The following is a 19,305-nucleotide window of genomic DNA, read 5'->3' on the forward strand; positions in this document are numbered from 1 at the left end:
TCGGCGGAGGGGCGCCCGACCCCGTACGTGATCCGTGGCGGGCCGCGATGCGGCTCGCCCTGGCCGAAGCCGAGCGCGCGCTGCCGGGCGGTGACGTGCCCGTCGGCGCCGTCGTTCTGGCCGCCGACGGTACGACGGTGCTCGCGACCGGGCACAACGAGCGCGAGGCGACGGGCGATCCGACGGCGCACGCGGAGGTCCTCGCACTGCGGCGCGCCGCGGCGGACATCGGCGAGTGGCGGCTGTCCGGGTGCACGCTCGTCGTGACACTGGAGCCCTGCACGATGTGCGCGGGTGCTCTCGTGCAGTCCCGGGTGGACCGCGTGGTCTACGGCGCCCGCGACGAGAAGGCGGGCGCGGCCGGCTCCCTCTGGGACGTCGTACGCGACCGACGCCTCAACCACCGCCCGGAGGTGATCGGCGGCGTCCTCGCGGACGACTGCGCCGGCGTCCTCACCACCTTCTTCCGCAACTCCTCCCGCAACGACCGCTGACCGCGGATTCACCGGCGGTGGACCGACGAATACGGATTTCAGACACGCCACACCTTGCTGTAAGGTCTCCCTCGGTAGCGTGTCCGAGCGGCCGAAGGAGCTCGCCTCGAAAGCGAGTGTGGCGCAAGTCACCGAGGGTTCAAATCCCTCCGCTACCGCAGGTAGACGAGGGGCCCGATCCGATGGATCGGGCCCCTCGTGCTGCTCCGTCTCAGTTTCCGTCTCAGTCGTACCGCCGCTGTGCCTCGTCCTGCCGGATCCGACAGAACACCCTCCACACCGATCGCCGCGACAGCACAATTGAGATCGCAGCCGCTGAGCTACACGGCGTAGCCGCACACCGAAAGGAAGGGTGAGGCATGGAGTCGGATTGGATCACCCTGGTCGTATCGTCAGGCGCAGCGGTCGCCATCGTGCTAGCCATCTCGCGGATGCGGGTCACCCTGCGCGCGGTCTTCCATCGGCCTCGTGAAACCTCCGTGATCGTTGACGTAGGTAAAAAGCGAGTGCAGCTAAGCGGCACAGAGCTCTCAACGATCAGTAGTCAGGAGCAACTCGAGCTCGCTGAGCGGTTGCAGATCTCGCCTGAACAGTTGCTCGGATTGCTAAGTGAACTCCAACTCATTCTCGACCAAGCGGCCCAGGCCGCGAGTGAGAGGTACAGACGGGAGTTCCTTCGCCGACAGGCACACGAAGACAGTCCCGAGACTGTCACCGGGGGCGGGGCAGATGACTGAGAGTGCCACCAACCCGGTCTCCGACGCTACAGGCGGGGCGTCCCTCGAAGAGCCGACAGTCACCACGGTGACCGCTCACTTCAAGATGGTTTTCCTCTGCGTCATGGTGGTGACAGTCCTTGCACTCACAGCCAGTCTCTATATTGCGATCTTCGTAGAAAAGCCGACGGAGGCCGCCAAATCAGCCATGGCCACCTGCTCCAACCTGGCGAGCCTGGGATTTGGAGCAATGGTCGGACTCCTGGGTGGCAAGACCGTGCAGTAAGCGGCCAGAGTGGCACGCTGCGTGTGCAGCACTCTGGCCAGCCCGTCTCACTTATTCCAGATGAGTCCGTCGACCTGTCTGGCGACGTCGCTGCGGACGGAGTCCACCATGTGCTGGTACCGCGCGGCCATGGCCGTCGTGGACCACCCCATGAGCCCCATGACCGCCCGCTCAGAGACTCCGAGGATCAGCAGGACCGTGGCGGCGGTGTGCCGAGCATCGTGCAAGCGGCCGTCTCGTACCTTCGCGTCGTCCAGCAAATCCTTCCAGTCGTCGTAATCCGTTCGGGGTGATGTGCCCCGACCGGTCGGCGTGGCGAACAGCCACCCCTCATCCGTCCAGTCGCATCCGGCCGCCGCGCGTTCGGCGCTCTGCTTGGCCTGATGCACCCGGAGCAGATCAACGAGCTGTGCGGGCAGACCGACCGCGCGCCGTCCCGCACGGGACTTCGTGTCGGCCGTCTCGGGGTTCGTCCGCTGGCGCTGCGGGCAGTAGCCCGCCTTCCGGCCGCAGGAGTCTCCACATCCGTGGGCGTAGCGCGGGCGGCGGCGACTCCGACGGACCATAAGAACGCCCCGTTCGAGATCCACGTCAGCCCACTTGAGGCCTAGTGCCTCCCCCTGGCGGAGACCAAGCGCGAGTGCCACAGCCCAACGTGCGGAGTTCCGGCCGTCGTCGGCGGCCTGCAACAACCGCTGGACCTCTTCGACGTTGTACGGCTCGACCTCCTCCTCCCGTAGGCGAGGCGCCTTGGCGAGTTGGACGGGGTTTCGTCCCAAGTAGCCACGCCGGACCGCCTCGTTCAGCGCGGTGCGAAGGGTGCGGTGGATCTGGTGAATCGTCCCCGCCTTACGGCCCTCAGCCTGCATGTTCCCGTAAAAGCGCTCGATGTGCTCAGGTCCGAGCTTGTCGAGCCGGTGGGCCCCAAGTGCCGGAATCAGGTGTTTCCGTACGGCCACGCCGTAGCCGACCATGGTGTTCTCGTTCACAGCGAGGGGCGCGATGGTGTCGATCCAGTGGGTCAACCACATCTTGACCGTCCATGGCTTGCCCGGCTTGGCCAACGTCTTGGCGTCACGCTGCTTCTCCAGCTCGCGGACGGCGGCCGTTACTTCTGCGCGGGTCTTGCGTTCGACGTGGCGCCGGTCGGGGGTTCCGTCGTTGCGGATGCCGACGGTCACGCGGCCGTGCCACTTGCCGTCGCTGCCCTGGTAGATGGACGAGCGACCGTTCGGCTGGCGGGTGCGCTTGTTCTTGTCTTCTGCCATGCGTACTCCTCAGGCTGCGGCGGCGATGGTGGGGCGCTGGCTCTTGCGGCGGCGAGTGACGAACTCGGGTACGGCGTCGGCGGGGACTCGGCGGAGTTGCCCGACGGTGATGGACTCCAGCTCTCCGGAGCGGATGAGCCGATAGCAGACGGTGCGGCCGATCTGGAGACGACGGGCGGCCTCTTCGACGGTCAGCAGTACGAGGGTGGAATCAACGGCGGTGAGGTGGGCCGTGGCCATGCGGAAATCTCCTTGAGGCAGAAGGAGGGGTTCAGGGCCTTCCCGGAAGTCCGCTACATCCGCTACACCGCTACATCGCAGGTCAGCGGGTGGTTTTTTGTAGCGGACGGGTCGGATGTAGCGGCTACGGCCGTTTCGGGGCGGAGGCCGTAGCCGCTACATCGGGGGTTGCCGCTACAGGTTCAGGGGCTCTGAGCTGGGATGTAGCGGTGTAGCGGATGTAGCGGCCCTGGGGGGCGGGCAGTAGCGGGCCCAGGCGTCTTCGAGGTCTTTGGTGAAGAAGCCTTTGAGGACTCCGCCGGCGGTGCGGATGTTGCGGGAGATGACGGGGTCCCCGTCGGCGGTGACGTACTCGCTGAGCATTCGGGACAGGCGCCGGTTGTCGAGCGGCTTGCCGTTGAGGTCAGCCCACGGTGCGTCGTCGAGGGCGTTGAGCCGGTCGAGGATCGCGACGGTGGGCAGGCGGTCGACGCCGATGAGGACGTGGTCGCGCAGGTCGGTCAGGAGCCGGATGCCGACGCTGCCTTTGTCGTTGGCCCGGGATGCCTTGACCAGGGTCAGGCAGGCTTCGCGGGCCCGGCGGGGCCAGTCGCCGCCGGCCGCGTCCGCCACGGCGAGCAGGGGTTCCCACACGTCCGCCGGCCGGTCGGTGACCCCGTCGGGCATCTCGGGGAAGGCGCCCGTGATGCGCTCTTGCACGGTTTCGGCCCACTTGGCGAGCCGGTCACGGATCTGGTTGCCCTGCGGTACGTGGATGCGGGTACGGAACTGTTCCACCTTCTCGTTGCGGGCCCGGCGGCGCATGCGGACGATGACGGAGCGGGTCAGGATCGTGTCGGGCAGGGAGCCGAGTCCGGCGACCGCGACGGCGCAGTACGAGGGGAAGCCCTGTACCTGCTGGTTGGAACCGTCCCCGACGCACCGGTACATGACCCGTCCGCGCGCGTGTCCGGCGTTGATGAACCCGCGAAGCTGCTCGTTGTCTCCGGCTTTGGGACCGAAGATCGTGTCGATTTCGTCGAACAGGATCGTGGGCCGGCCGCCGTCGATCCCGGAGACGGACCGGAACAGGGCGGATGCCGAGGCGTCAGCAGCCGCCATGGAGCGCGGCACAAGGGTTTCCACCACGTCCAGGGCCCGTGACTTCCCCGAGCCCGGCTCGGGCGAGAGGAACGCGAGACGGGGGGTGGAGTCGAACGCGTCGAGCAGGTGTGCGTGCGCGTCCCACAGCGTCACCGCGACGAACGCGGCTTCGGTGGGGAAGACGTTGAAGCGGCGGTGGAAGGCTTCCACCTCGTTGAGCAGTGCGGCTCCGTCGATGGTGGGCGGGGTGGGGGTCGGGTTGGTCATGCGGCGGCCCTTCCTTCCGAGGTGGTGCGGAGTGGGCAGGTGTCGCGGTGCGCGGTGTGGTCGTCGATCAGGGCGAGCACACGGGTACGGCCGACTGCGCTGCGGTCACGGCCGCACGCGCACTTTGAGGTGGCGGTCGGGGTGGCGCCGCGCGGGGCGGTGATGTGGAGCCAGGCGATGGGGTAACGGCCTTCGCTGCGCGGCGGGTTGGGGCGAACGGCAATGGGGACGCCTTCGGCGACGCCCTTGGGTTCGCCCTCGGCCGTCCGGGGTGCGGCGGGTTGGGCGGCGCGTGGGACGGTCGGGGGTGCGGTGAGGCTCTTAGGGACGCGGGGGGAGGTCATGTGGTCCTGCCCCGGGGCGAGTTGTGGGTGATCGACCAGTCCAGGGCGCGTCGGATCACGTCGTCGTAGTAGCGCTGCGGCTGTGTGGCGTTGGCCCCCGCCGCTCCTCTAAGAGCGTCCTCGACCCGTACGCGGGTGAGGTCGCCGGACGCGATGAACCGGCCCAGGGCGCGGGCGGCGCGCAGCAGTGTGGCGTTGCGAGTGCCGTCGGCGGCGGTGGCGACGCTGTGCACCTCGTTGGCGAACGCTACATCCGCATACCGGCTGGATTGCCCCGCTACGGGCCCCGAGAGGGCCTGTACGCGCTTGGGGGCCGGTTTCAGGATGCTCAGCAGCCATCCGGGCACCGGGGCCACCACAGGGGCGCTGAGAGCTTCGTACGACCCGGCGGGGGTGGTACTGCCCGCCGCGACGACGTACCCGCCACCAGCGCGGGTATCGACCAACGGGCCGATGGTTCCTGCGGTATTGGTCAGCCGCACGCCGTCCGGGGCGGTGAAGTACAGGTGTGATCCGCCGCTCGCGGTCCGCACCCGGTAGGTGTCGGGCACCTGCTGTCCGGCGCGCTCGCAGAGCGCCCCAAAGGTCGTCGCGCCGTCAGGTGCGTCCGAACTTCCCTTCCCGTTCCTGCCGTTGGGTTTGGGCATGTCCAGGTCGACGACCAGCAGGCCGGCGGGGCCGGTGGCGATGCCGACGTTGTACGGGGCCCGCGACCAGGCCGTACGGATCACGTCGGGGTCGGTGGTGGCGCGTTGCTCCCACTTGCGGTGTCCCGTCGCGCACGGGCCGGTTCCGGGGCACGCGGTTTCGCCGTGCAGGGCGGGGCGCTTGGTGCCGGGGCGGAGGGGGAAGACGGGCCAGCCCCGTTCGGCGGCGTCCAGTGCGGCGTTCAGCAGGTGCTCGTTCACGCGGCCACCCCCAGCGCTGCGGTGGCGAGGAACGCGCGGCCGATGTGCTCGCTGTAGGCGGGTGGGATGGCTTCGGTGAGTTCCTCGCGTACGTCGGTCCACGTGATGCCGAGTGCGGCTTGCAGCTCGGGGACGGAGGGTTTGCCCCCGCCGTTGCCGTACGCGGCCACATACGGGCCGTCGAAGTAGGCGCCGTGCCGCCATCCGCGTACGCGGCCCCGGTGCGGGACGTGCGCCGGCCGTGCGGCCGTCCAGCCGCCCAACTCGAAGTTGCGGTGCCGGATCACCCCGAGGGCGAACATCTCGCCGCAAAGGGTGAGGTCTTTGCGGATCTCCGCGCGGCCGTTGGGTTGCTCGATGACGTACGGCAGACCGGTCCGTTCGAGCAGGGTGCGGGTGGGTGCGACCAGGTCGACATGGTCGCCGCCCCATCCCTGTGAGGCGTTGGTGCCCACGGTCAGGGCGCATCCGTGCTGGCACGGCGGGGACGCGTGGACGAACGCGTACCGGCGGATCCCGCCCGTGGTGATCAGGTGGGTGAGGTATTCGAGGGCGTCACCCCGGTGGTAGGGGAAGGGGTAGTTCGGGCGGTCGGCGATGTCGCAGCCGTCCACCTCGAATCCCGCCCGCTGGTAGCCGGTTGCGGCGCCGCCGGCGCAGGAGAAGAGATCCAGCAGGCGCGGCCGTGGGCCGTGCGCTCGCCGGATGTCGGTGGGTTGGGTCATGCTGGGAGACCTCCACAGGTCAGTCAGTGGCAGGTGGACAAGGGCGGCCCCGGTTCTTGGCGGAAGGGGGCCGCCCTTGGCATAGCTACTGGTTGTTCGCCGCCCAGTAGGCGTACTGGCGGCGGACGTAGGCGCGCGGGTCGCCGGTGACGTCCGCCTGGTCGGTGCCGATCAGGTACCAGGCGGCGGCTACGGCGGTTTCGGTGATGTCGGCGTGCGGGTCGTCGGGCTCGTCCATGAGCGCGATGCGGTCCAACAGGGCGGCCTTACGCAGGTAGAAGTCGCGGTCCAGGCCGGTGAAGCACTTGAGGCCGGCCAGGAAACGGGCCGTCCAGCCGATTTCGCTGAGGATGCTCGGGGCGTCGGCGTAGGCCACTTCCGGCACCGGATGCGGTTCGCGGTGGCCGGTGCTGTCCGTGGTTGCGGGCGTGGTCATGACGGTGGTCTCCCTGTCAGCCGTAGAACTTGTTCCGCTTGATGACTGCCTTGCGGATGTTGACGGTGGTCCCGCCCTTGTGGCCGCTCGCGCTGAACACCTGTACGGCGATCCAGCCGCCGAAGATGACGGCGGCCAGGGTGATGAGCTGGGTGACGAACGCGGTCAGGGCCGCGATGAACGAGGTGAGGAGCAGGAGCCCGCCGCACACCGCGAGGAATCCGACGCCTCCGAGGGCGACGTTCACGGCCGCGCGGGAGACGGCCGGCGGGGTGGCGACCGGTTCGGGGTGGACGGGGTTGATGGCGTAGCCGGTGACGACGCGGCCGTCCGGCAGCACGACGGACGCGACCGCCGGGACGGTGCCCGGCTGGACGGGAACGAGTGGCGCCGGGGCGGCGGTGACGGGCTGTATCGGGGTGGGGTAGTGGACGTCCATGGCGCGCTGTTCGGGCGCGGGTTGGGTGTGGTCGGGGTACATGCGGAATCCCTTCCGGCAGTAAGGCAGGGAGGCGAGAGCACCCCCTTGCGGGGCGCGTGTGGAGGGGGTTTTCGGGGTCTGGCCTGGGGTGCCTCCCTGCCTCCCTGGCTGATCATTTATGCAGGTCAGGGCCAGGGAGGCGGGTCAGGGAGGGGGTCAGGGAGTTCTCCCTGTCTCCCTGGCCCGCCGGGGGTCGGCTCCCTGTCATCCAGTGGCGGAAGCGGAACCCTCGTCGTCGCGGTTGGCGAGGGCGCGGGCAACGCGTTCGGCATTGACGTTCATGAGGCCGTCCGACTTGTACGGCTCGGCTCCGTGGGCTTCGAGCACGCGCTTGAGGTCGCCGTTCGTCCACGTGCTGTAGGCGTCCGCGTCCAGCGCGGTCAGCCGTTGCAGCACGTCGCGGGTGAGCACGCGCGGTGCGTTGCCGAGCACGCTCGCGATGTCGGCGAGCGGGTCGCGCTGCTCGCCGGTGTCGATGGCGTGCAGGGTGGTGACGCCGTCGCGCAGGGCTTTCGCGCGGTCGGTGATGGCCTTGGCCTCGTCGTCGTCGATGAAGTGCGTGCGCACGGTGATCGACGACTGTCCCTTGGGGATGTCGATGCCGTCCGAGGCGACCACGAGGGTTCCCTTGTCGAGACCCTGACGCAGCAGGTGCGGGGCGGCTCCGCCGTTGATGGCCTTCTCTCCCAGGGCCATGACGGCTTGGGACTCGGTGCCCAGGGCGAGCGAGGCGCGGGTGTGGGCGCCCTCACGGACCAGCTTGGGAAGGTTCTGGTCGGTGGGGTCCTGGGTGCCCTGCCACATCAGCACGTCGACGACGCGGCCCTGATTGTGGATCTCACGGACACCCATGAAGTACCGGGACGTGGCCTTGGCTCCGCCGTAGGGCCGCTTGTCCTCGTCCTTGGCCGGGCACATGAACGCCTTCTGCGCCTCGTCGACGATGCAGATCAGCGGATCGAACAACGCCTGCGGGTTGTGCAGGCGCTCCCCGATCCGGCGGTTCATCTCGGCTACAGCCGCTTCGACCATCTCGGTCGCCTGGATCACGTGGTCATCCGTCGGGCCCTGGATCAGCACCGTGGCCAGATTGTCGAACACGTCCCAGTCGCCCACGCCCTTGAGGTCGGCGATCCGGAACTCAACCCGCTTGTCCAGCGCGGCCCACAGCGCGAGTGCGCGCAACGCGGCGGTCTTGCCCTGGTTGGACACACCGGTGACGAGCACATGGCGCTGATACAGGCTCAGGCCCGCCGCGTCGCCGCGCAGATCCTGGCCCCACGGGGCGCGGCCCTTGGCGTAGTCGGCGGTCATCGTCTCGTCGGTGACCAGCGGAGACGGTCCGATCGGCTCATCCAGGGCCCCGGAGTCGGCCACCCACAGGCGCACCGTGCGGGCCGCTTCCGGAATGGTGATGAACACCTCGTGCTCATGCCGGGTCAGGTTCTCGGCGAGCTTGCGGCGGCGCTGCTGCACTTCGATCGTCGACACCCCGGAAGGAAGGGTGACGTCGACTTCGACGCCGCATCCGGCGATGCGGATCGGTCCGAGCATGCTCGCGCCGGCGTCGCCCATGTCCTTGATGGCGTTGCGCAGTGCGGGTACTCCGAGGTCGCGCAGGGCCTTGACGACGATGGACGGGGTGAGCGGTTCGCCCTCACTCGATCGGATGTTGGCGGGCAGTGCCCACTGGGGTGCGGCTTGCTGGTTGCTGCCGACGGTCCACAGGGCGAGCAGGGCGAGCAGCGGGCCGATGATGAGGGCGGGGCCCCATACGACCTGCACGATTTGGATGAGCAGGGCGATGAACTCGATGGTCGCTTTCAGGGGGGTGATGACGTCGGTGACGTCGTGGTTGTTGATCGCCATCACGACCCCGAGCGCGACCAGCACGCCGATGCCCACTCCGGTACCGACCGCAAGGCCCTTGGCGGCCTCTACGGGTGAGTGGAGCAGGTCCATGCGGCGGTGGTGGCGTGCCTGGCGGAAGCGCTGCAACCTTTCCTCCCACTCCTCGGCAGCTTCCAGGTTCCCCGCGGCTTCCGCCGTGCGGATCATGCGTTCGTAGCGGGCGCCGGTCTTGCCGTCCCAGGTGCGGCGGGCCACGATCCGGCCCCCGTTGAACGTGTAGAGGCTGTGACGCGCCACCGCACGAGCGGCGCTCTTGGTGTTCTCGTGAGTGACGGCGGTCTTCACGGCCCGCCCGGAGCGCACCCACAACGGCACCAGGGGCGCGGGCGGGGCGTCGGGCACCACGGTCAGCACCGTGGGCGTCACGTCCGACTGAGGGCCGGTGGGCGGGGTTTTGACGAGGCGTACGACGTTCTCGGTCATGCTGGTACTGCTCCTGACTGCCCCCTCGGGGGCGGGATTTGGAGGAAAGGGCGCCGGGGTGGCCGGGTCCGTGGAAAGAGCGGGCACCCTGGCGCCTGGTCCGGCTGGTCAGAACCAGCCGGAACGCTTCTTCGCCGCCTTCTCGCGGGCGGCTTCCGTGATCAGGCGCTGCTTCTCGCCGTGCAGCGCTGCGAGTTCGGCGGTCAGCCGCATCTCCGCGTTCGACTCCGTGGTCTCGATCTGCCGCTCGGCACGGGCGGCGCTCTTGCCCCGGACGATCCGGTAGGAGCCGCCGGCCAGGGCGCGGGCCATGGCCCGGCGCTCCGCACCGTTCAGCGGCCACGACTCGCCCCGCTTGACCGCTGCCAGCTTGACGGCGGCCTTTCGGATCTCGCGGTCCATGCGGCGGATCTCAGAATTGGACATCCTCAGCCCTCTTTCGGGGTCGGCTCGGGGAAGGCGCACAGGACACACATGCCGAGCGAGCGGGGCATGCAGTAGCTGTAGATGACCTTGCAGTTGGGGCAGGTGCGGCGGGCGAGCATCGCGAGAGCGAGGGCGCCCCACTTGCGGGAGGTCATCGGCCGTACCGGCTTGGCGAGTTCGAGGCGGTAGAGGTAGGCGACCCGGACCGTGCCGGTACGTCGGTTGACGCGCATGACCTGCGCCGCTATCGGCTGGCCCCCCGGCCGCAGCCCCCGCGCCCGCAACTGTCGGCGGGTGGCGAACTCCTGATCGTCGGGGGCGTACTTCCACGGGTAGGTGGGCACCCCGTAGCGGGCGCCGGTCGGGTCGAAGCACTTGCCGTACGCGGCGGACATCACGCAGCCGCCGTAGCGGCGCGCTCGGCCTTGAGAGCGTCGCGCAGCATCCGGGCGTTGGCCGGGGAGGTGTGCACTTCGAGGCGGATGCCCTCGGCGGTGAGCTTCGCGTCAGGCCAAGCGGCCGTCACCTTCCGTGCCTCAGCGAGCAGTTGATCCGGCGTGCGCCTGGATCGGGTCGGACGGGCGGCGGCGGGAAGTCGACCGGTTGCCCTGCGCGGGCGGGTCGACTCGGCGGCCGTGACACGCGCCTCGATCACCGGGACGGGAATCGAGGCGGGGACGGCCGGTACGGACTTGAGAGGGAGAGCCGATTTCACGTGCTCCCCTGCCACCGGATCGGGTATCCGCACCGGACCCTCGGTGATCGCGGCGGGGGTCGATTTCGGCAGGTCAGCCATAGACCGTTTACTCACGGTCTCAGTCGATTCCTCCGCATTTACGATCGGAGTCGGAATCGGGTCGGGGATCGGGTCGGGTCGGTGGTGCAGCACCTTGGCGACCAGATCCGACCCGAAGTAGATCGACCCGACCGGAAGCGACGTCGCGAGCAGGACCAACACCCAGTTGGCGTACTCGCCGGCGGCGAGCCGTCCCCAACCGGCCGTGGCGTCGTGCAGTTCCGGCACGAGGCCGTGCACGTAGTTGAGGACCAGCGAGGCGAGCGTGTAGGCACCCAGCACCCGCAGCGCAAACCTCCGGTCCTTGCCATCGAGCACGAGGGCAGCGACCAGAGCCAGCGCCATCAGGCCGTCGACCACGAACGGGTAGAGGGTCGCGGCGGTGTCATCCGCGCCGACCGCGCCCGCGATGTCACGCAACGCGTTCCAAGACACCCGAAACGCCATGGCGACGACCGCGACCAGGGCCAGCACAAGAGCGGCCCGACCCTTGCGGTTCAGGTTCATGCCGCACCCGCTTCCACCACAGCGTGCACGTCGCCGTAACCGGTCAGCTCCAGCACGGCACCCGCGAAGTCGGCGGTGGTTGTCAGCACGCACGTCCGGCCGTCGCTCTGCACGCCGTAGGCCACGGCGGCGGGGGCGGCGCCCAGGGCGTCCCGCCATGCCTCGAAGGCGGACAGGTCGTCATGGAACCGCAGCCTCAGCCGGTCCGGGTAGATCGTCGACACCTGCATGTCCGGTGCGGGCAGATGCCCGAAGTCCACCGTCAGCAGGCGCAGCGCGCGCAGCGCCACGGCCAGGCCGTCAAGCGTCAGTGTCTCGCTCACGCTCCCACCTCCGGCAGGAACGAGCCGTGCCCGGCGTGCTGCCGTACCGAGGCGGGCGTGTTCGTCAGGTCGCGGCGGGCCGCCAGCAGCCGACGGCGGGCCCGGCGGATGCGCTGCGCGTCCACCTCGTTCGGCATGCGGTCCATGGCCTTGATCTGCGCGTCGATCAGGTCGACGTCCGCGAGAATGACGGGCAACTCCCACTCAATCGCGTTCAGCTCAGCGGACGTCGGCTCGATGAAGTCGGCGAACGCGGTAACAGCGTCCTGAACAGTGACGATGTGCTTCATGGGTCGTGGTTCCTCTCACAGGGCGGTACGGCCCGAAGCGGCGTCCCGGGGGGCAACCCGGGGCGCCGCGCGCCGTTGATGTGGTGGGTTGGTCAGCCGTTGCGGCCGTAGGCCTCGTTCAGCTCCGCCACCGCGTCCGTGCACTCGCCGGACGCGATGCGGTCGTAGACCTCCTGACCGCGCTGCACGGCTTCCAGAGAGGTCAGGTCGGTGGTGGGCTCCTGCGACTTCGCGTCGAACATGTGGGGCTCCTGACGTGTCGTAGGTGGTGGGCCCGCGCCGAACGGATCGGCGGGCCGCGTGCTCCTGCCTGCTTTGCTGCGTACGCCCGTAGTGGCCGGGCAGGGGCTGATGTGTCGACGGTCGTCACCCGGCCGTCGCGGGGACGGGGTCAAGCCCCGTCAACTTCAAAGCACTCTGTTGAGTTTTCAAGTAACAGCCGCTTCCTTCGTACTCGCCCCCTCGGGCTTTCCTCCGGGCATACCTGTATTGCCATGCCGTACGTGACACCCCGTCTGACTTGTCTGGAGGAGTGCCGTGGCAAAAGACTGCACGAGTCAGGCTTGGAGAGTCAAGCCCCCTGGTCTAACTTGTACGGAGGAGTCGGAGCAGAGGGGAAGTATTGCCAGTGCGACGCGGAATGACGAAGGCCCAAGAAATCGCCTATGACCTGCGGGAACAGATCCTGTCCGGGGCGCTCGTTGGGGGTGAAGCACTCCCCAGCGAATCCAAGATGATGGGTGAGTACGGCTACAGCCGCGAGACCATCCGCGCCGGCGTACGCGTCCTGATCGAGGAAGGTCTGGTCGTCACTGGGCAGGGGCAGGGGAAGTACGTCCGCGAGGACTACCCGCCTGTCGTGTGGAACTGGACGACACTGGAGAGTCGGAGCCGCCACGCCACAGCCGTTGAGGGCCGAACCGCTGGTGACCAGTGGGCAAGCGCGGTCTCAGAGAACGGGAACGCCCCCCGGCAAGACATCTCTGTGTCGATCGTGGAACCCCCGCCCCACGTGCGTGAACGCCTCGAACTCCCGGATACCGGCTTGGCCGTGGCGCGCAAGCGCGTCCGGTTCATAGACAACCGACCGTACGCACTCGCCGACTCGTACTTCCCTCAGGAACTCGTGAGCGGTACGCCATTGATGGAGCCGCGAGACGTCGCCGCGCCGGGCGGCATTCTGGCCTCGGTGGGGCTCGTCCAGGTCAAGTACGTGGACGAAATCGCAGTGCGCATGCCTACGCGTCCAGAGGCTGAACTACTTGCCCTACCTGCGGCAACCCCTGTCGCAGAGCACACCCGAACGGGCTATGACGCGGACAACCGGCCCCTCCGCTGCATGGTCACCATCCTTCCCGGAGACAGGCACAAGATCCTTTATGAAGTCAGCACGGACTGAGTACCTCCGCCCCGCAGCAGCCGAGGACGTAGCCGCTCTTCTGGCCCTGCGAACAGAGGCGGAAGGGTGGCTACACACCAAAGGAACCGACCAGTGGAGCGACCCGGAGACCGGCGAACGCGCCATCGGGAAGTGGCGCGCGAGCATAGACGAAGGGCGGGCATGGGTGGTGGTCGACGACCACGACACGGTGCTGGCAACCGTCAGTCGCGGGCCCGTCGACCGTGACTTCTGGACGGACACAGACCGCCCCGAATCAGCGCTCTACCTCTACAAACTGATAGTCGCGCGAGAGGCATCCGGCCGGAACCTCGGTACACGGGTCATCGACTGGATGTCCCGACTGGCGGCACTGGAAGGGCGAACCTGGGTGCGCATCGACACATGGCGCACGAACACGGGGCTTCACGCCTACTACGAACGCTTGGGCTTCAAGCACGTACGCACTGAGGTTCCGTCCCACAGGCGTTCGGGGTGGCTGGCCCAACGGCCGGCGGGTGAGCTAGCCATGCCGGATGACCTCTTGCTCGTCGGCCCCACCGAGGGGCGGCACCCGGGCGTGGCAGCGCACGCCGAATTGCCACTTCAGAGCCGGTGACGCTCGGATCTCCTCCGTCTCAGTTTCCGTCTCATTCACCCCCGTCCAGCGCCGTTCACAACAGTTCGCGCGCCGGTCGGAAGTACGGAAATGAACGGGCCTGAACGACCCTGGATCATGCTAATGTGACCGCAAACAAATCTCGAAAGCGAGTGTGGCGCAAGTCACCGAGGGTTCAAATCCCTCCGCTACCGCTGTAGAAGGGCCTCGCCGGACGGCGGGGCCTTTCGTGCGACGTCAGTCGGGTGTCGTGCGGCAGGGTCTGGTCGGGTCTGAGGGGGAGGCCGCGGTGGCGGTGAACGCGAAGAAGATTGCCGTCTATGCACTCGTGGTCTTCGTGGCATACGTGATCATCACGGACCCCAGGGGGGCGGCCGACTACGTCGGGATAGCCTTCGAAGGCATCTCGAACGCGGCCAGCGCCATAGGTGACTTCATGACCTGGGTCGCCGACGGCGCCAAGTAGCAGCCAGTCAGCCCAAGCAGCAGCCGGGGAGTACACGTGATCCGCCATCTGGTCCTCTTCAAGCTCAACGAGGGCGTCCAGCGCGACGAACCGCGGGTCGCGGCGGGCGTCGAGGCCTTCCGTGCCCTGGCCGGCCAGATCGACGAACTCCGCTTCTGGGAGTGCGCCTGGAACATCACCGACCGCCCCATCGCCTACGACTTCGCGATCAACTCGGCTGTCGACGACACGGACGCGCTGAAGCGGTACCTGGAGCACCCGGCCCACCAGGCGGCCGCCGCTCCCTGGCGCGAGTTCGCCACCTGGGTGATCGCCGACTACGAGTTCTGAGCCCTGCGACAGCCAGGTGACCGCGGCACGGCCACCCAGGCAGCCCCACACTGGACGGTGTGGGGCGTTTTCGCGTCTTATGCAACAACTCTTCCTCAACACGGTGTTATGGGGTGCTTGCACACAGTGCACATGTCTTGTGATGCTATGACCGCTTTTGACGGATGAGTTGATCGATGAAGAGGTGGCGTTGACCGTGTCGGCCAGTACTGCGCCACCCAAGGAAGCCGCGCCCCAGGAGACCGCCCCTCAGGAGACCGCCCCTCAGCGGAGTCGCGGCGCGGACACCCGGGCGCTCACCCAGGTGCTCTTCGGCCAGCTCAAGATGCTGGACCCGGGTACGCCGGAGCACAACCGCGTGCGCGGGGCGCTCATCGAGGCCAACCTCCCGCTCGTGCGCTACGCGGCCGCCCGGTTCCGCTCCCGCAACGAGCCGATGGAGGACGTCGTCCAGGTCGGCACCATCGGGCTGATCAACGCCATCGACCGTTTCGACCCGGACCGGGGTGTGCAGTTCCCGACGTTCGCGATGCCGACCGTCATCGGCGAGATCAAGCGGTACTTCCGGGACAACGTCCGCACGGTCCATGTACCGCGCAGGCTCCACGAGTTGTGGGTGCAGGTCAACGGTGCGACCGAGGACCTGACGACGGCGTTCGGGCGCACGCCGACGACCGCCGAGATCGCCGAGCGGCTGAGGATCAGCGAGGACGACGTGCTCTCCTGCATCGAGGCCGGCCGCTCGTACCACGCGACCTCGCTGGAGGCGGCGCAGGAGGGCGACGGCCTGCCCGGCCTGGTCGACCGCCTCGGCTACGAGGACCCGGCGCTGGACGGCGTGGAGCACCGCGACCTGGTCCGCCACCTCCTGGTCCAACTCCCCGAACGCGAACAGCGGATCCTGTTGCTGCGTTACTACAGCAATCTCACCCAGTCGCAGATCAGCACGGAACTGGGTGTCTCCCAGATGCATGTGTCCCGGCTGCTGGCCCGCAGTTTCGCGCGGCTGCGGTCGGCGAACCGCATCGAGGCGTGACCGGACAGTACGTAAACGACCCGGCAGTACGCGACCGGGTGGCACGTAACCGGACGCAGCATCGAGTCGTCACCTGAGAGAGCGAATCGCTCAGTGGCGCACTTCCCGGCAGTTCTGGTGCGAAAAACCGTCAGACCCCCTCTTTCCAGGGCCGATTCGCGTCCCACATGTCGACATGTCACTACAGCGTGTTGCCGACATGTGACATTCTGCCGGAAGAGCGTTTGCCGTGGCTTCGGCTCCGGTATTCAGGTGAAGGCTGCGTTCCTCAGATCAGGAACGTCCGCCGCGACCGTCCGCGACCCAAAGGGGGTGGCATGTCCGCAGACCAGGGCAGCTCCAAGGTGCTCACGCTCACGAAGAGCGAGTCGGCGCCCGCCGAGCTTCACGACGTCCCGGCCCTCGTAGTGGAGGTCGAGGCAGAGGCAGCCCCGGCCGTCCAGGCCCTCCCGGCCGCTCCGCCGGCCACGGGAGCCATCGACACCCGCACCCTGTCCCGTTCCCTGTTCCTGCGGCTCGCCGCCCTCGACGAGAACAGCCCCGAGCGTGCGTACGTCCGGGACACCCTCATCGAGTTGAACCTCCCCCTGGTCCGGTACGCGGCGGCCCGCTTCCGCTCCCGGAACGAGCCGATGGAGGACATCGTCCAGGTCGGCACGATCGGCCTGATCAAGGCGATCGACCGCTTCGACTGCGAACGCGGCGTCGAGTTCCCGACGTTCGCGATGCCGACGGTCGTGGGCGAGATCAAGCGGTTCTTCCGGGACACCTCGTGGTCGGTGCGCGTGCCGCGCCGTCTGCAGGAGCTTCGCCTGGCCCTCACCAAGGCCAGCGACGAACTCGCCCAGAAGCTGGACCGCTCGCCGACGGTCACCGAACTCGCCGCGGTCCTGGGCGTGTCCGAGGAGGACGTGGTCGACGGCCTCGCGGTCGGCAACGCGTACACGGCCTCGTCCCTGGACTCCCCGGCCCCGGAGGACGACGGCGGCGAGGGCTCCCTGGCCGACCGCCTCGGCTACGAGGACACCGCGCTGGAGGGCGTCGAGTACCGCGAGTCCCTGAAGCCGCTGCTGGCCAAACTCCCGCCGCGCGAGCGCCGGATCATCATGCTGCGCTTCTTCGCCAACATGACCCAGTCGCAGATCGGCGAGGAGGTCGGCATCTCGCAGATGCACGTGTCCCGCCTTCTGACCCGGACCCTGTCCCAGCTGCGCGAGGGCCTGATCTCCGACTGAGCCCAACGGCTGCCGGCCCGGCAGACCCGGCTCCGCGGCTGACCCGATCCCCGTCCGAGGGTTTCTTTCTGACGGGGTATCAGCGACGATGTCGCGATGCTTCGACCGACCCGCGCGACGCATGACCGCCGGGGCGCCATCACCCTGACCACCTCGGCGGCCGTCGTCACCTGCGCCCTGGCGGGGGTGTTGGCGGCGTGCGGGGACGGCGGCGGACACGACGAGGGGTATGTCGCGGTCGAGCGCCCGGCGGTCGACGGTACGGCGATTGCCCCTACCGGGAAGGTGACGTTCGTACCGCTGGACGGACGGCACCAGCCCGAAACCGCGGCGCCCAACTCACCTTCTTGGCAGGAGAGTCGACCGCACTCGTCGGCAACGGCCCCCCGATCGCCGGTCCTACCGGAAGAGGGCGCCAATTCCGCAGGTACGAACGCGAACTCAGCGTCTCCTACGCCGGCACCGGCGCCTTCACCTGCACCTTCACCTGCGTCCACGTCACCTGCGCCACCGCCAACGGTGCCGTCGACGTCACCGCCTGCCGGTCCAGCCCACCTCACCACGGGTGCGCCCGTACGCGAGCCCACGGGCGAACGCTGGTGCGAAAAGGTGACGCTCACCTTCCACAACACCGGTGGCTCAGCGGTGCGTTCGGGCACGGTGACCTTCGGCACACACATCATCGACGCGCTCGGTATCGACTGGGCGACGATCGAGTCGAGGGTGCCGCTGCCGACGCCGATCGGGCCGGGGGCGAGCAGGGAGGAGACCTGGACGGTGTGCGTGGAGGAGTGGCGGGTGCCGTGGGGGATGCGGGTGGAGACACGGGTCGTCGGGGTGGAGTGGGCGCGGGGGTGATCCCCGCTGTCCGATCACCCGATCCGGAGCTCGTAGCGCAGGCGTTGCCGGTGGGAGGGCCAGGTCATCAGGCCGGCCTGGAGGGGGCGGTCGGCGGCGTCCAGGGTGAGCCTGGTCAGCCGTAGGACGGGCATGTCCGGGCCGATACGCGGCGCCTGCCGCTCCGCCGCGCCCGGCAGCCCGGCCGTCACGTCCTCCCGCGCCCGTACGCCCACGTGCCCGAGCCGCGCGAGCAGGGTGACGGCCCCGCAGGGAATCCTGTCGACGCCCGCGAGTACGGTGCCTCCGGCGATGGGCACGGGGTAGTGGCTGTCGGTCAGCTCACAGGGCTCACCGTCGAGTCCGATCACCCGGCGCCGTACGACGACAGCCTCGCCCTCGGCAACACCGAGCAGCCCGCCGGCCTCCTCGGACGCCGGCACCTCCCCCGCGTGCACGATGCGCTGGGTTACCCCGCCGCCCCTTCGCGGCGGCTTCCTCGCTCCAGGCGTCGCCCTGCCCGCCCTGCCGCGGCGCGAGACAGGGCATGGAGGTGCCGACCCAGTCGCCTCCGGGGGCCACGGCGGGCGTCGGTCCTACTTCAGCGCCAGCCAGGCCACCGCCGCGACCACCAGTACGGCGACGACCACGCCGACGATCAGGCCGATGCGGGGGCCCGCCGGGGTGGGTGCCTGGCGGCTGCCCTGGGGGGTCTCGTCGACGAACGCTCGGAACATCTGGGTGCTGCCCGCGGGGTCGTAGTTGCCCTCGGGGCCCTGGGTGTTGGCCATGATGCGAGACCCTAGCGAACTCGGCGGGGCCCGCCCAAGCTGGCCCCCTCCCCCGACACCTCCACCTGGGCGTTTACATTCGCCAATACTTGCCTTTGCCAAGTTTTTAGCCCACCCCCTCCCGTTTCATTTGCCTGTAGCAACCATTCTTTTCTATGGTTGCTACAGGCAACGAATACAGCGGACGCAGGTCAGGACTCAGGGGGTGAGGTGGCCGAGCAGGCGCAGTACGAGGAGCTGGCGCGTCAGTTCAGTGCCTTCGGGGCCGTCAAGCGGGAGATGGGGCGGATCATGCCGCACGAGTGTCCCGGCGGTTCCGCCGCCGTGCTGGCGCTCCTCGACCGGCACGGGGACATGCGGATGAGCCGGCTCGCCGAGCTGCTCGCCGTCGACATGTCCGTGACCAGCCGCCATGTCGCTCACATCGCCGCACGCGGGTGGGTCGAACGGCTGCCCGACCCAGCCGACAAGCGCTCCCGCGTTCTGCGGCTGACCCCTTCCGGGCGAGCTCAGACCGGCGAGCTGTCGCGGCGGACCACCGAACTGCTCGCCCACCGGCTCGCCGGCTGGAGCGACGAGGAGGTCGGGCAGCTCGCCCGGCTCATGGGACGGCTCCGGGACAGCTTCGGCCGGTCTCCACCACCCCCCACGCCCGCCCAAGCGACCTAGCAGACGCGGAAACAGACAAG

The 19,305-nt window shown here is 68.7% G+C and carries 26 protein-coding genes, 1 tRNA gene and 1 pseudogene; 11 read left to right on the forward strand and 17 right to left on the reverse strand.

The window, feature by feature from the left end; all coding sequences use genetic code 11:
- The first annotated feature begins 47 nt into the window (after window positions 1–47).
- From tadA to RB628_RS19285, 3 genes are all read left to right on the forward strand, one after another.
- Window positions 48–494 carry a tRNA adenosine(34) deaminase TadA gene (tadA, locus tag RB628_RS19275; RefSeq protein ID WP_318321768.1) on the forward strand — a complete coding sequence of 149 codons (447 nt, stop codon included), beginning with the start codon at window positions 48–50 and terminating at the stop codon, window positions 492–494.
- 73 nt (window positions 495–567) lie between these two features.
- A tRNA-Ser gene (locus RB628_RS19280) sits at window positions 568–652 on the forward strand.
- Between the two features lie 646 nt (window positions 653–1,298).
- On the forward strand, window positions 1,299–1,496 hold the full coding sequence (locus RB628_RS19285) for a hypothetical protein (protein WP_318321720.1): 198 nt from the start codon (window positions 1,299–1,301) through the stop codon (window positions 1,494–1,496).
- 47 nt (window positions 1,497–1,543) lie between these two features.
- Here RB628_RS19285 and RB628_RS19290 read toward each other — a convergent pair whose 3' ends face one another.
- The 15 genes from RB628_RS19290 to RB628_RS19360 form a co-directional block, all read right to left on the reverse strand.
- Complete coding sequence (locus RB628_RS19290; protein ID WP_318321721.1) at window positions 1,544–2,764, reverse strand: site-specific integrase; 1,221 nt, start codon at window positions 2,762–2,764, stop codon at window positions 1,544–1,546.
- 9 nt (window positions 2,765–2,773) lie between these two features.
- The gene (locus RB628_RS19295; protein WP_318321722.1) at window positions 2,774–3,004 is read right to left on the reverse strand and encodes a helix-turn-helix domain-containing protein; all 231 of its coding nucleotides are present in this window, start codon (window positions 3,002–3,004) and stop codon (window positions 2,774–2,776) included.
- Window positions 3,005–3,178: 174 nt separating this feature from the next.
- Entirely contained in the window at window positions 3,179–4,354 is a 1,176-nt protein-coding gene (locus RB628_RS19300; RefSeq protein WP_318321723.1) for a DUF3631 domain-containing protein, read from the reverse strand.
- The gene (locus tag RB628_RS19305) at window positions 4,351–4,698 is read right to left on the reverse strand and encodes a hypothetical protein (protein WP_318321724.1); all 348 of its coding nucleotides are present in this window, start codon (window positions 4,696–4,698) and stop codon (window positions 4,351–4,353) included. The genes RB628_RS19300 and RB628_RS19305 overlap by 4 nt, the downstream gene beginning before the upstream one ends.
- Window positions 4,695–5,606: a bifunctional DNA primase/polymerase gene (locus RB628_RS19310; RefSeq protein ID WP_318321725.1), complete on the reverse strand. Its 912-nt coding sequence runs from the start codon at window positions 5,604–5,606 to the stop codon at window positions 4,695–4,697. The genes RB628_RS19305 and RB628_RS19310 overlap by 4 nt, the downstream gene beginning before the upstream one ends.
- On the reverse strand, window positions 5,603–6,331 hold the full coding sequence (locus tag RB628_RS19315; protein WP_318321726.1) for a DNA methylase: 729 nt from the start codon (window positions 6,329–6,331) through the stop codon (window positions 5,603–5,605). Before RB628_RS19315 ends, RB628_RS19310 begins: the two co-directional genes overlap by 4 nt.
- 85 nt (window positions 6,332–6,416) lie before the next feature.
- Entirely contained in the window at window positions 6,417–6,767 is a 351-nt protein-coding gene (locus tag RB628_RS19320; RefSeq protein ID WP_318321727.1) for a hypothetical protein, read from the reverse strand.
- A gap of 16 nt (window positions 6,768–6,783) precedes the next feature.
- Window positions 6,784–7,248, reverse strand: coding sequence for a hypothetical protein (locus RB628_RS19325; protein ID WP_318321728.1), 465 nt, complete (start codon window positions 7,246–7,248; stop codon window positions 6,784–6,786).
- A 204-nt stretch (window positions 7,249–7,452) separates the two neighbouring features.
- On the reverse strand, window positions 7,453–9,582 hold the full coding sequence (locus tag RB628_RS19330; RefSeq protein WP_318321729.1) for an FtsK/SpoIIIE domain-containing protein: 2,130 nt from the start codon (window positions 9,580–9,582) through the stop codon (window positions 7,453–7,455).
- 108 nt (window positions 9,583–9,690) lie between these two features.
- Entirely contained in the window at window positions 9,691–10,008 is a 318-nt protein-coding gene (locus RB628_RS19335) for a hypothetical protein (RefSeq protein ID WP_318321730.1), read from the reverse strand.
- Between the two features lie 2 nt (window positions 10,009–10,010).
- Complete coding sequence (locus RB628_RS19340; protein ID WP_318321769.1) at window positions 10,011–10,403, reverse strand: RRQRL motif-containing zinc-binding protein; 393 nt, start codon at window positions 10,401–10,403, stop codon at window positions 10,011–10,013.
- Window positions 10,403–11,311, reverse strand: a complete 909-nt coding sequence (locus tag RB628_RS19345; protein ID WP_318321731.1) for a DUF2637 domain-containing protein — start codon at window positions 11,309–11,311, stop codon at window positions 10,403–10,405. The genes RB628_RS19340 and RB628_RS19345 overlap by 1 nt, the downstream gene beginning before the upstream one ends.
- Window positions 11,308–11,634, reverse strand: coding sequence for a hypothetical protein (locus RB628_RS19350; RefSeq protein WP_318321732.1), 327 nt, complete (start codon window positions 11,632–11,634; stop codon window positions 11,308–11,310). Before RB628_RS19350 ends, RB628_RS19345 begins: the two co-directional genes overlap by 4 nt.
- Complete coding sequence (locus tag RB628_RS19355) at window positions 11,631–11,924, reverse strand: DUF6284 family protein (RefSeq protein ID WP_318321733.1); 294 nt, start codon at window positions 11,922–11,924, stop codon at window positions 11,631–11,633. Before RB628_RS19355 ends, RB628_RS19350 begins: the two co-directional genes overlap by 4 nt.
- Before the next feature lie 92 nt (window positions 11,925–12,016).
- Window positions 12,017–12,166 carry a hypothetical protein gene (locus tag RB628_RS19360; protein WP_318321734.1) on the reverse strand — a complete coding sequence of 50 codons (150 nt, stop codon included), beginning with the start codon at window positions 12,164–12,166 and terminating at the stop codon, window positions 12,017–12,019.
- 398 nt (window positions 12,167–12,564) lie between these two features.
- On the opposite strand from RB628_RS19360, the gene RB628_RS19365 reads away from it, so the two are divergent.
- From RB628_RS19365 to RB628_RS19395, 7 genes are all read left to right on the forward strand, one after another.
- Window positions 12,565–13,323, forward strand: coding sequence for a GntR family transcriptional regulator (locus RB628_RS19365; protein ID WP_318321735.1), 759 nt, complete (start codon window positions 12,565–12,567; stop codon window positions 13,321–13,323).
- Entirely contained in the window at window positions 13,304–13,921 is a 618-nt protein-coding gene (locus RB628_RS19370; protein WP_318321736.1) for a GNAT family N-acetyltransferase, read from the forward strand. Before RB628_RS19365 ends, RB628_RS19370 begins: the two co-directional genes overlap by 20 nt.
- 229 nt (window positions 13,922–14,150) lie before the next feature.
- The gene (locus RB628_RS19375; RefSeq protein ID WP_318321773.1) at window positions 14,151–14,387 is read left to right on the forward strand and encodes a hypothetical protein; all 237 of its coding nucleotides are present in this window, start codon (window positions 14,151–14,153) and stop codon (window positions 14,385–14,387) included.
- A gap of 36 nt (window positions 14,388–14,423) precedes the next feature.
- The gene (locus RB628_RS19380) at window positions 14,424–14,717 is read left to right on the forward strand and encodes a Dabb family protein (RefSeq protein ID WP_318321737.1); all 294 of its coding nucleotides are present in this window, start codon (window positions 14,424–14,426) and stop codon (window positions 14,715–14,717) included.
- Window positions 14,718–14,874: 157 nt separating this feature from the next.
- Complete coding sequence (locus tag RB628_RS19385) at window positions 14,875–15,753, forward strand: RNA polymerase sigma factor SigF (protein ID WP_318321738.1); 879 nt, start codon at window positions 14,875–14,877, stop codon at window positions 15,751–15,753.
- A gap of 317 nt (window positions 15,754–16,070) precedes the next feature.
- The gene (locus tag RB628_RS19390) at window positions 16,071–16,988 is read left to right on the forward strand and encodes an RNA polymerase sigma factor SigF (RefSeq protein WP_318321739.1); all 918 of its coding nucleotides are present in this window, start codon (window positions 16,071–16,073) and stop codon (window positions 16,986–16,988) included.
- A gap of 609 nt (window positions 16,989–17,597) precedes the next feature.
- Window positions 17,598–17,846, forward strand: a complete 249-nt coding sequence (locus tag RB628_RS19395) for a hypothetical protein (RefSeq protein ID WP_318321740.1) — start codon at window positions 17,598–17,600, stop codon at window positions 17,844–17,846.
- A gap of 14 nt (window positions 17,847–17,860) precedes the next feature.
- Here the strand turns inward: RB628_RS19395 and RB628_RS19400 are convergent.
- Both RB628_RS19400 and RB628_RS19405 read right to left on the reverse strand, forming a co-directional pair.
- Window positions 17,861–18,374, reverse strand: a pseudogene (locus tag RB628_RS19400) (GntR family transcriptional regulator).
- Window positions 18,375–18,421: 47 nt separating this feature from the next.
- Complete coding sequence (locus tag RB628_RS19405) at window positions 18,422–18,616, reverse strand: hypothetical protein (RefSeq protein ID WP_318321741.1); 195 nt, start codon at window positions 18,614–18,616, stop codon at window positions 18,422–18,424.
- Window positions 18,617–18,826: 210 nt separating this feature from the next.
- Between RB628_RS19405 and RB628_RS19410 the strand changes: the two genes are divergently transcribed.
- Window positions 18,827–19,285 (forward strand): MarR family winged helix-turn-helix transcriptional regulator, encoded by a 459-nt coding sequence (locus RB628_RS19410; protein WP_318321742.1) that lies wholly within the window; start codon window positions 18,827–18,829, stop codon window positions 19,283–19,285.
- The last annotated feature ends 20 nt before the right edge of the window (window positions 19,286–19,305 follow it).

The sequence above is a fragment of the Streptomyces sp. ADMS genome (genome assembly GCF_033441795.1).
GTDB lineage: Bacteria > Actinomycetota > Actinomycetes > Streptomycetales > Streptomycetaceae > Streptomyces.

What these genes read in the sequence shown, in the direction of transcription:
- RB628_RS19390 (WP_318321739.1), top strand. Translation starts at nt 16,071, where the DNA reads ATGTCCGCAGACCAGGGCAGCTCCAAGGTGCTCACGCTCACGAAGAGC.
- RB628_RS19330 (WP_318321729.1), bottom strand. Translation starts at nt 9,582, where the DNA reads ATGACCGAGAACGTCGTACGCCTCGTCAAAACCCCGCCCACCGGCCCT.
- RB628_RS19290 (WP_318321721.1), bottom strand. Translation starts at nt 2,764, where the DNA reads ATGGCAGAAGACAAGAACAAGCGCACCCGCCAGCCGAACGGTCGCTCG.
- tadA (WP_318321768.1), top strand. Translation starts at nt 48, where the DNA reads ATGCGGCTCGCCCTGGCCGAAGCCGAGCGCGCGCTGCCGGGCGGTGAC.
- RB628_RS19325 (WP_318321728.1), bottom strand. Translation starts at nt 7,248, where the DNA reads ATGTACCCCGACCACACCCAACCCGCGCCCGAACAGCGCGCCATGGAC.
- RB628_RS19345 (WP_318321731.1), bottom strand. Translation starts at nt 11,311, where the DNA reads ATGAACCTGAACCGCAAGGGTCGGGCCGCTCTTGTGCTGGCCCTGGTC.
- RB628_RS19320 (WP_318321727.1), bottom strand. Translation starts at nt 6,767, where the DNA reads ATGACCACGCCCGCAACCACGGACAGCACCGGCCACCGCGAACCGCAT.
- RB628_RS19305 (WP_318321724.1), bottom strand. Translation starts at nt 4,698, where the DNA reads ATGACCTCCCCCCGCGTCCCTAAGAGCCTCACCGCACCCCCGACCGTC.
- RB628_RS19355 (WP_318321733.1), bottom strand. Translation starts at nt 11,924, where the DNA reads ATGAAGCACATCGTCACTGTTCAGGACGCTGTTACCGCGTTCGCCGAC.
- RB628_RS19340 (WP_318321769.1), bottom strand. Translation starts at nt 10,403, where the DNA reads ATGTCCGCCGCGTACGGCAAGTGCTTCGACCCGACCGGCGCCCGCTAC.
- RB628_RS19315 (WP_318321726.1), bottom strand. Translation starts at nt 6,331, where the DNA reads ATGACCCAACCCACCGACATCCGGCGAGCGCACGGCCCACGGCCGCGC.
- RB628_RS19370 (WP_318321736.1), top strand. Translation starts at nt 13,304, where the DNA reads ATGAAGTCAGCACGGACTGAGTACCTCCGCCCCGCAGCAGCCGAGGAC.
- RB628_RS19295 (WP_318321722.1), bottom strand. Translation starts at nt 3,004, where the DNA reads ATGGCCACGGCCCACCTCACCGCCGTTGATTCCACCCTCGTACTGCTG.
- RB628_RS19335 (WP_318321730.1), bottom strand. Translation starts at nt 10,008, where the DNA reads ATGTCCAATTCTGAGATCCGCCGCATGGACCGCGAGATCCGAAAGGCC.
- RB628_RS19300 (WP_318321723.1), bottom strand. Translation starts at nt 4,354, where the DNA reads ATGACCAACCCGACCCCCACCCCGCCCACCATCGACGGAGCCGCACTG.
- RB628_RS19360 (WP_318321734.1), bottom strand. Translation starts at nt 12,166, where the DNA reads ATGTTCGACGCGAAGTCGCAGGAGCCCACCACCGACCTGACCTCTCTG.
- RB628_RS19365 (WP_318321735.1), top strand. Translation starts at nt 12,565, where the DNA reads ATGACGAAGGCCCAAGAAATCGCCTATGACCTGCGGGAACAGATCCTG.
- RB628_RS19405 (WP_318321741.1), bottom strand. Translation starts at nt 18,616, where the DNA reads ATGGCCAACACCCAGGGCCCCGAGGGCAACTACGACCCCGCGGGCAGC.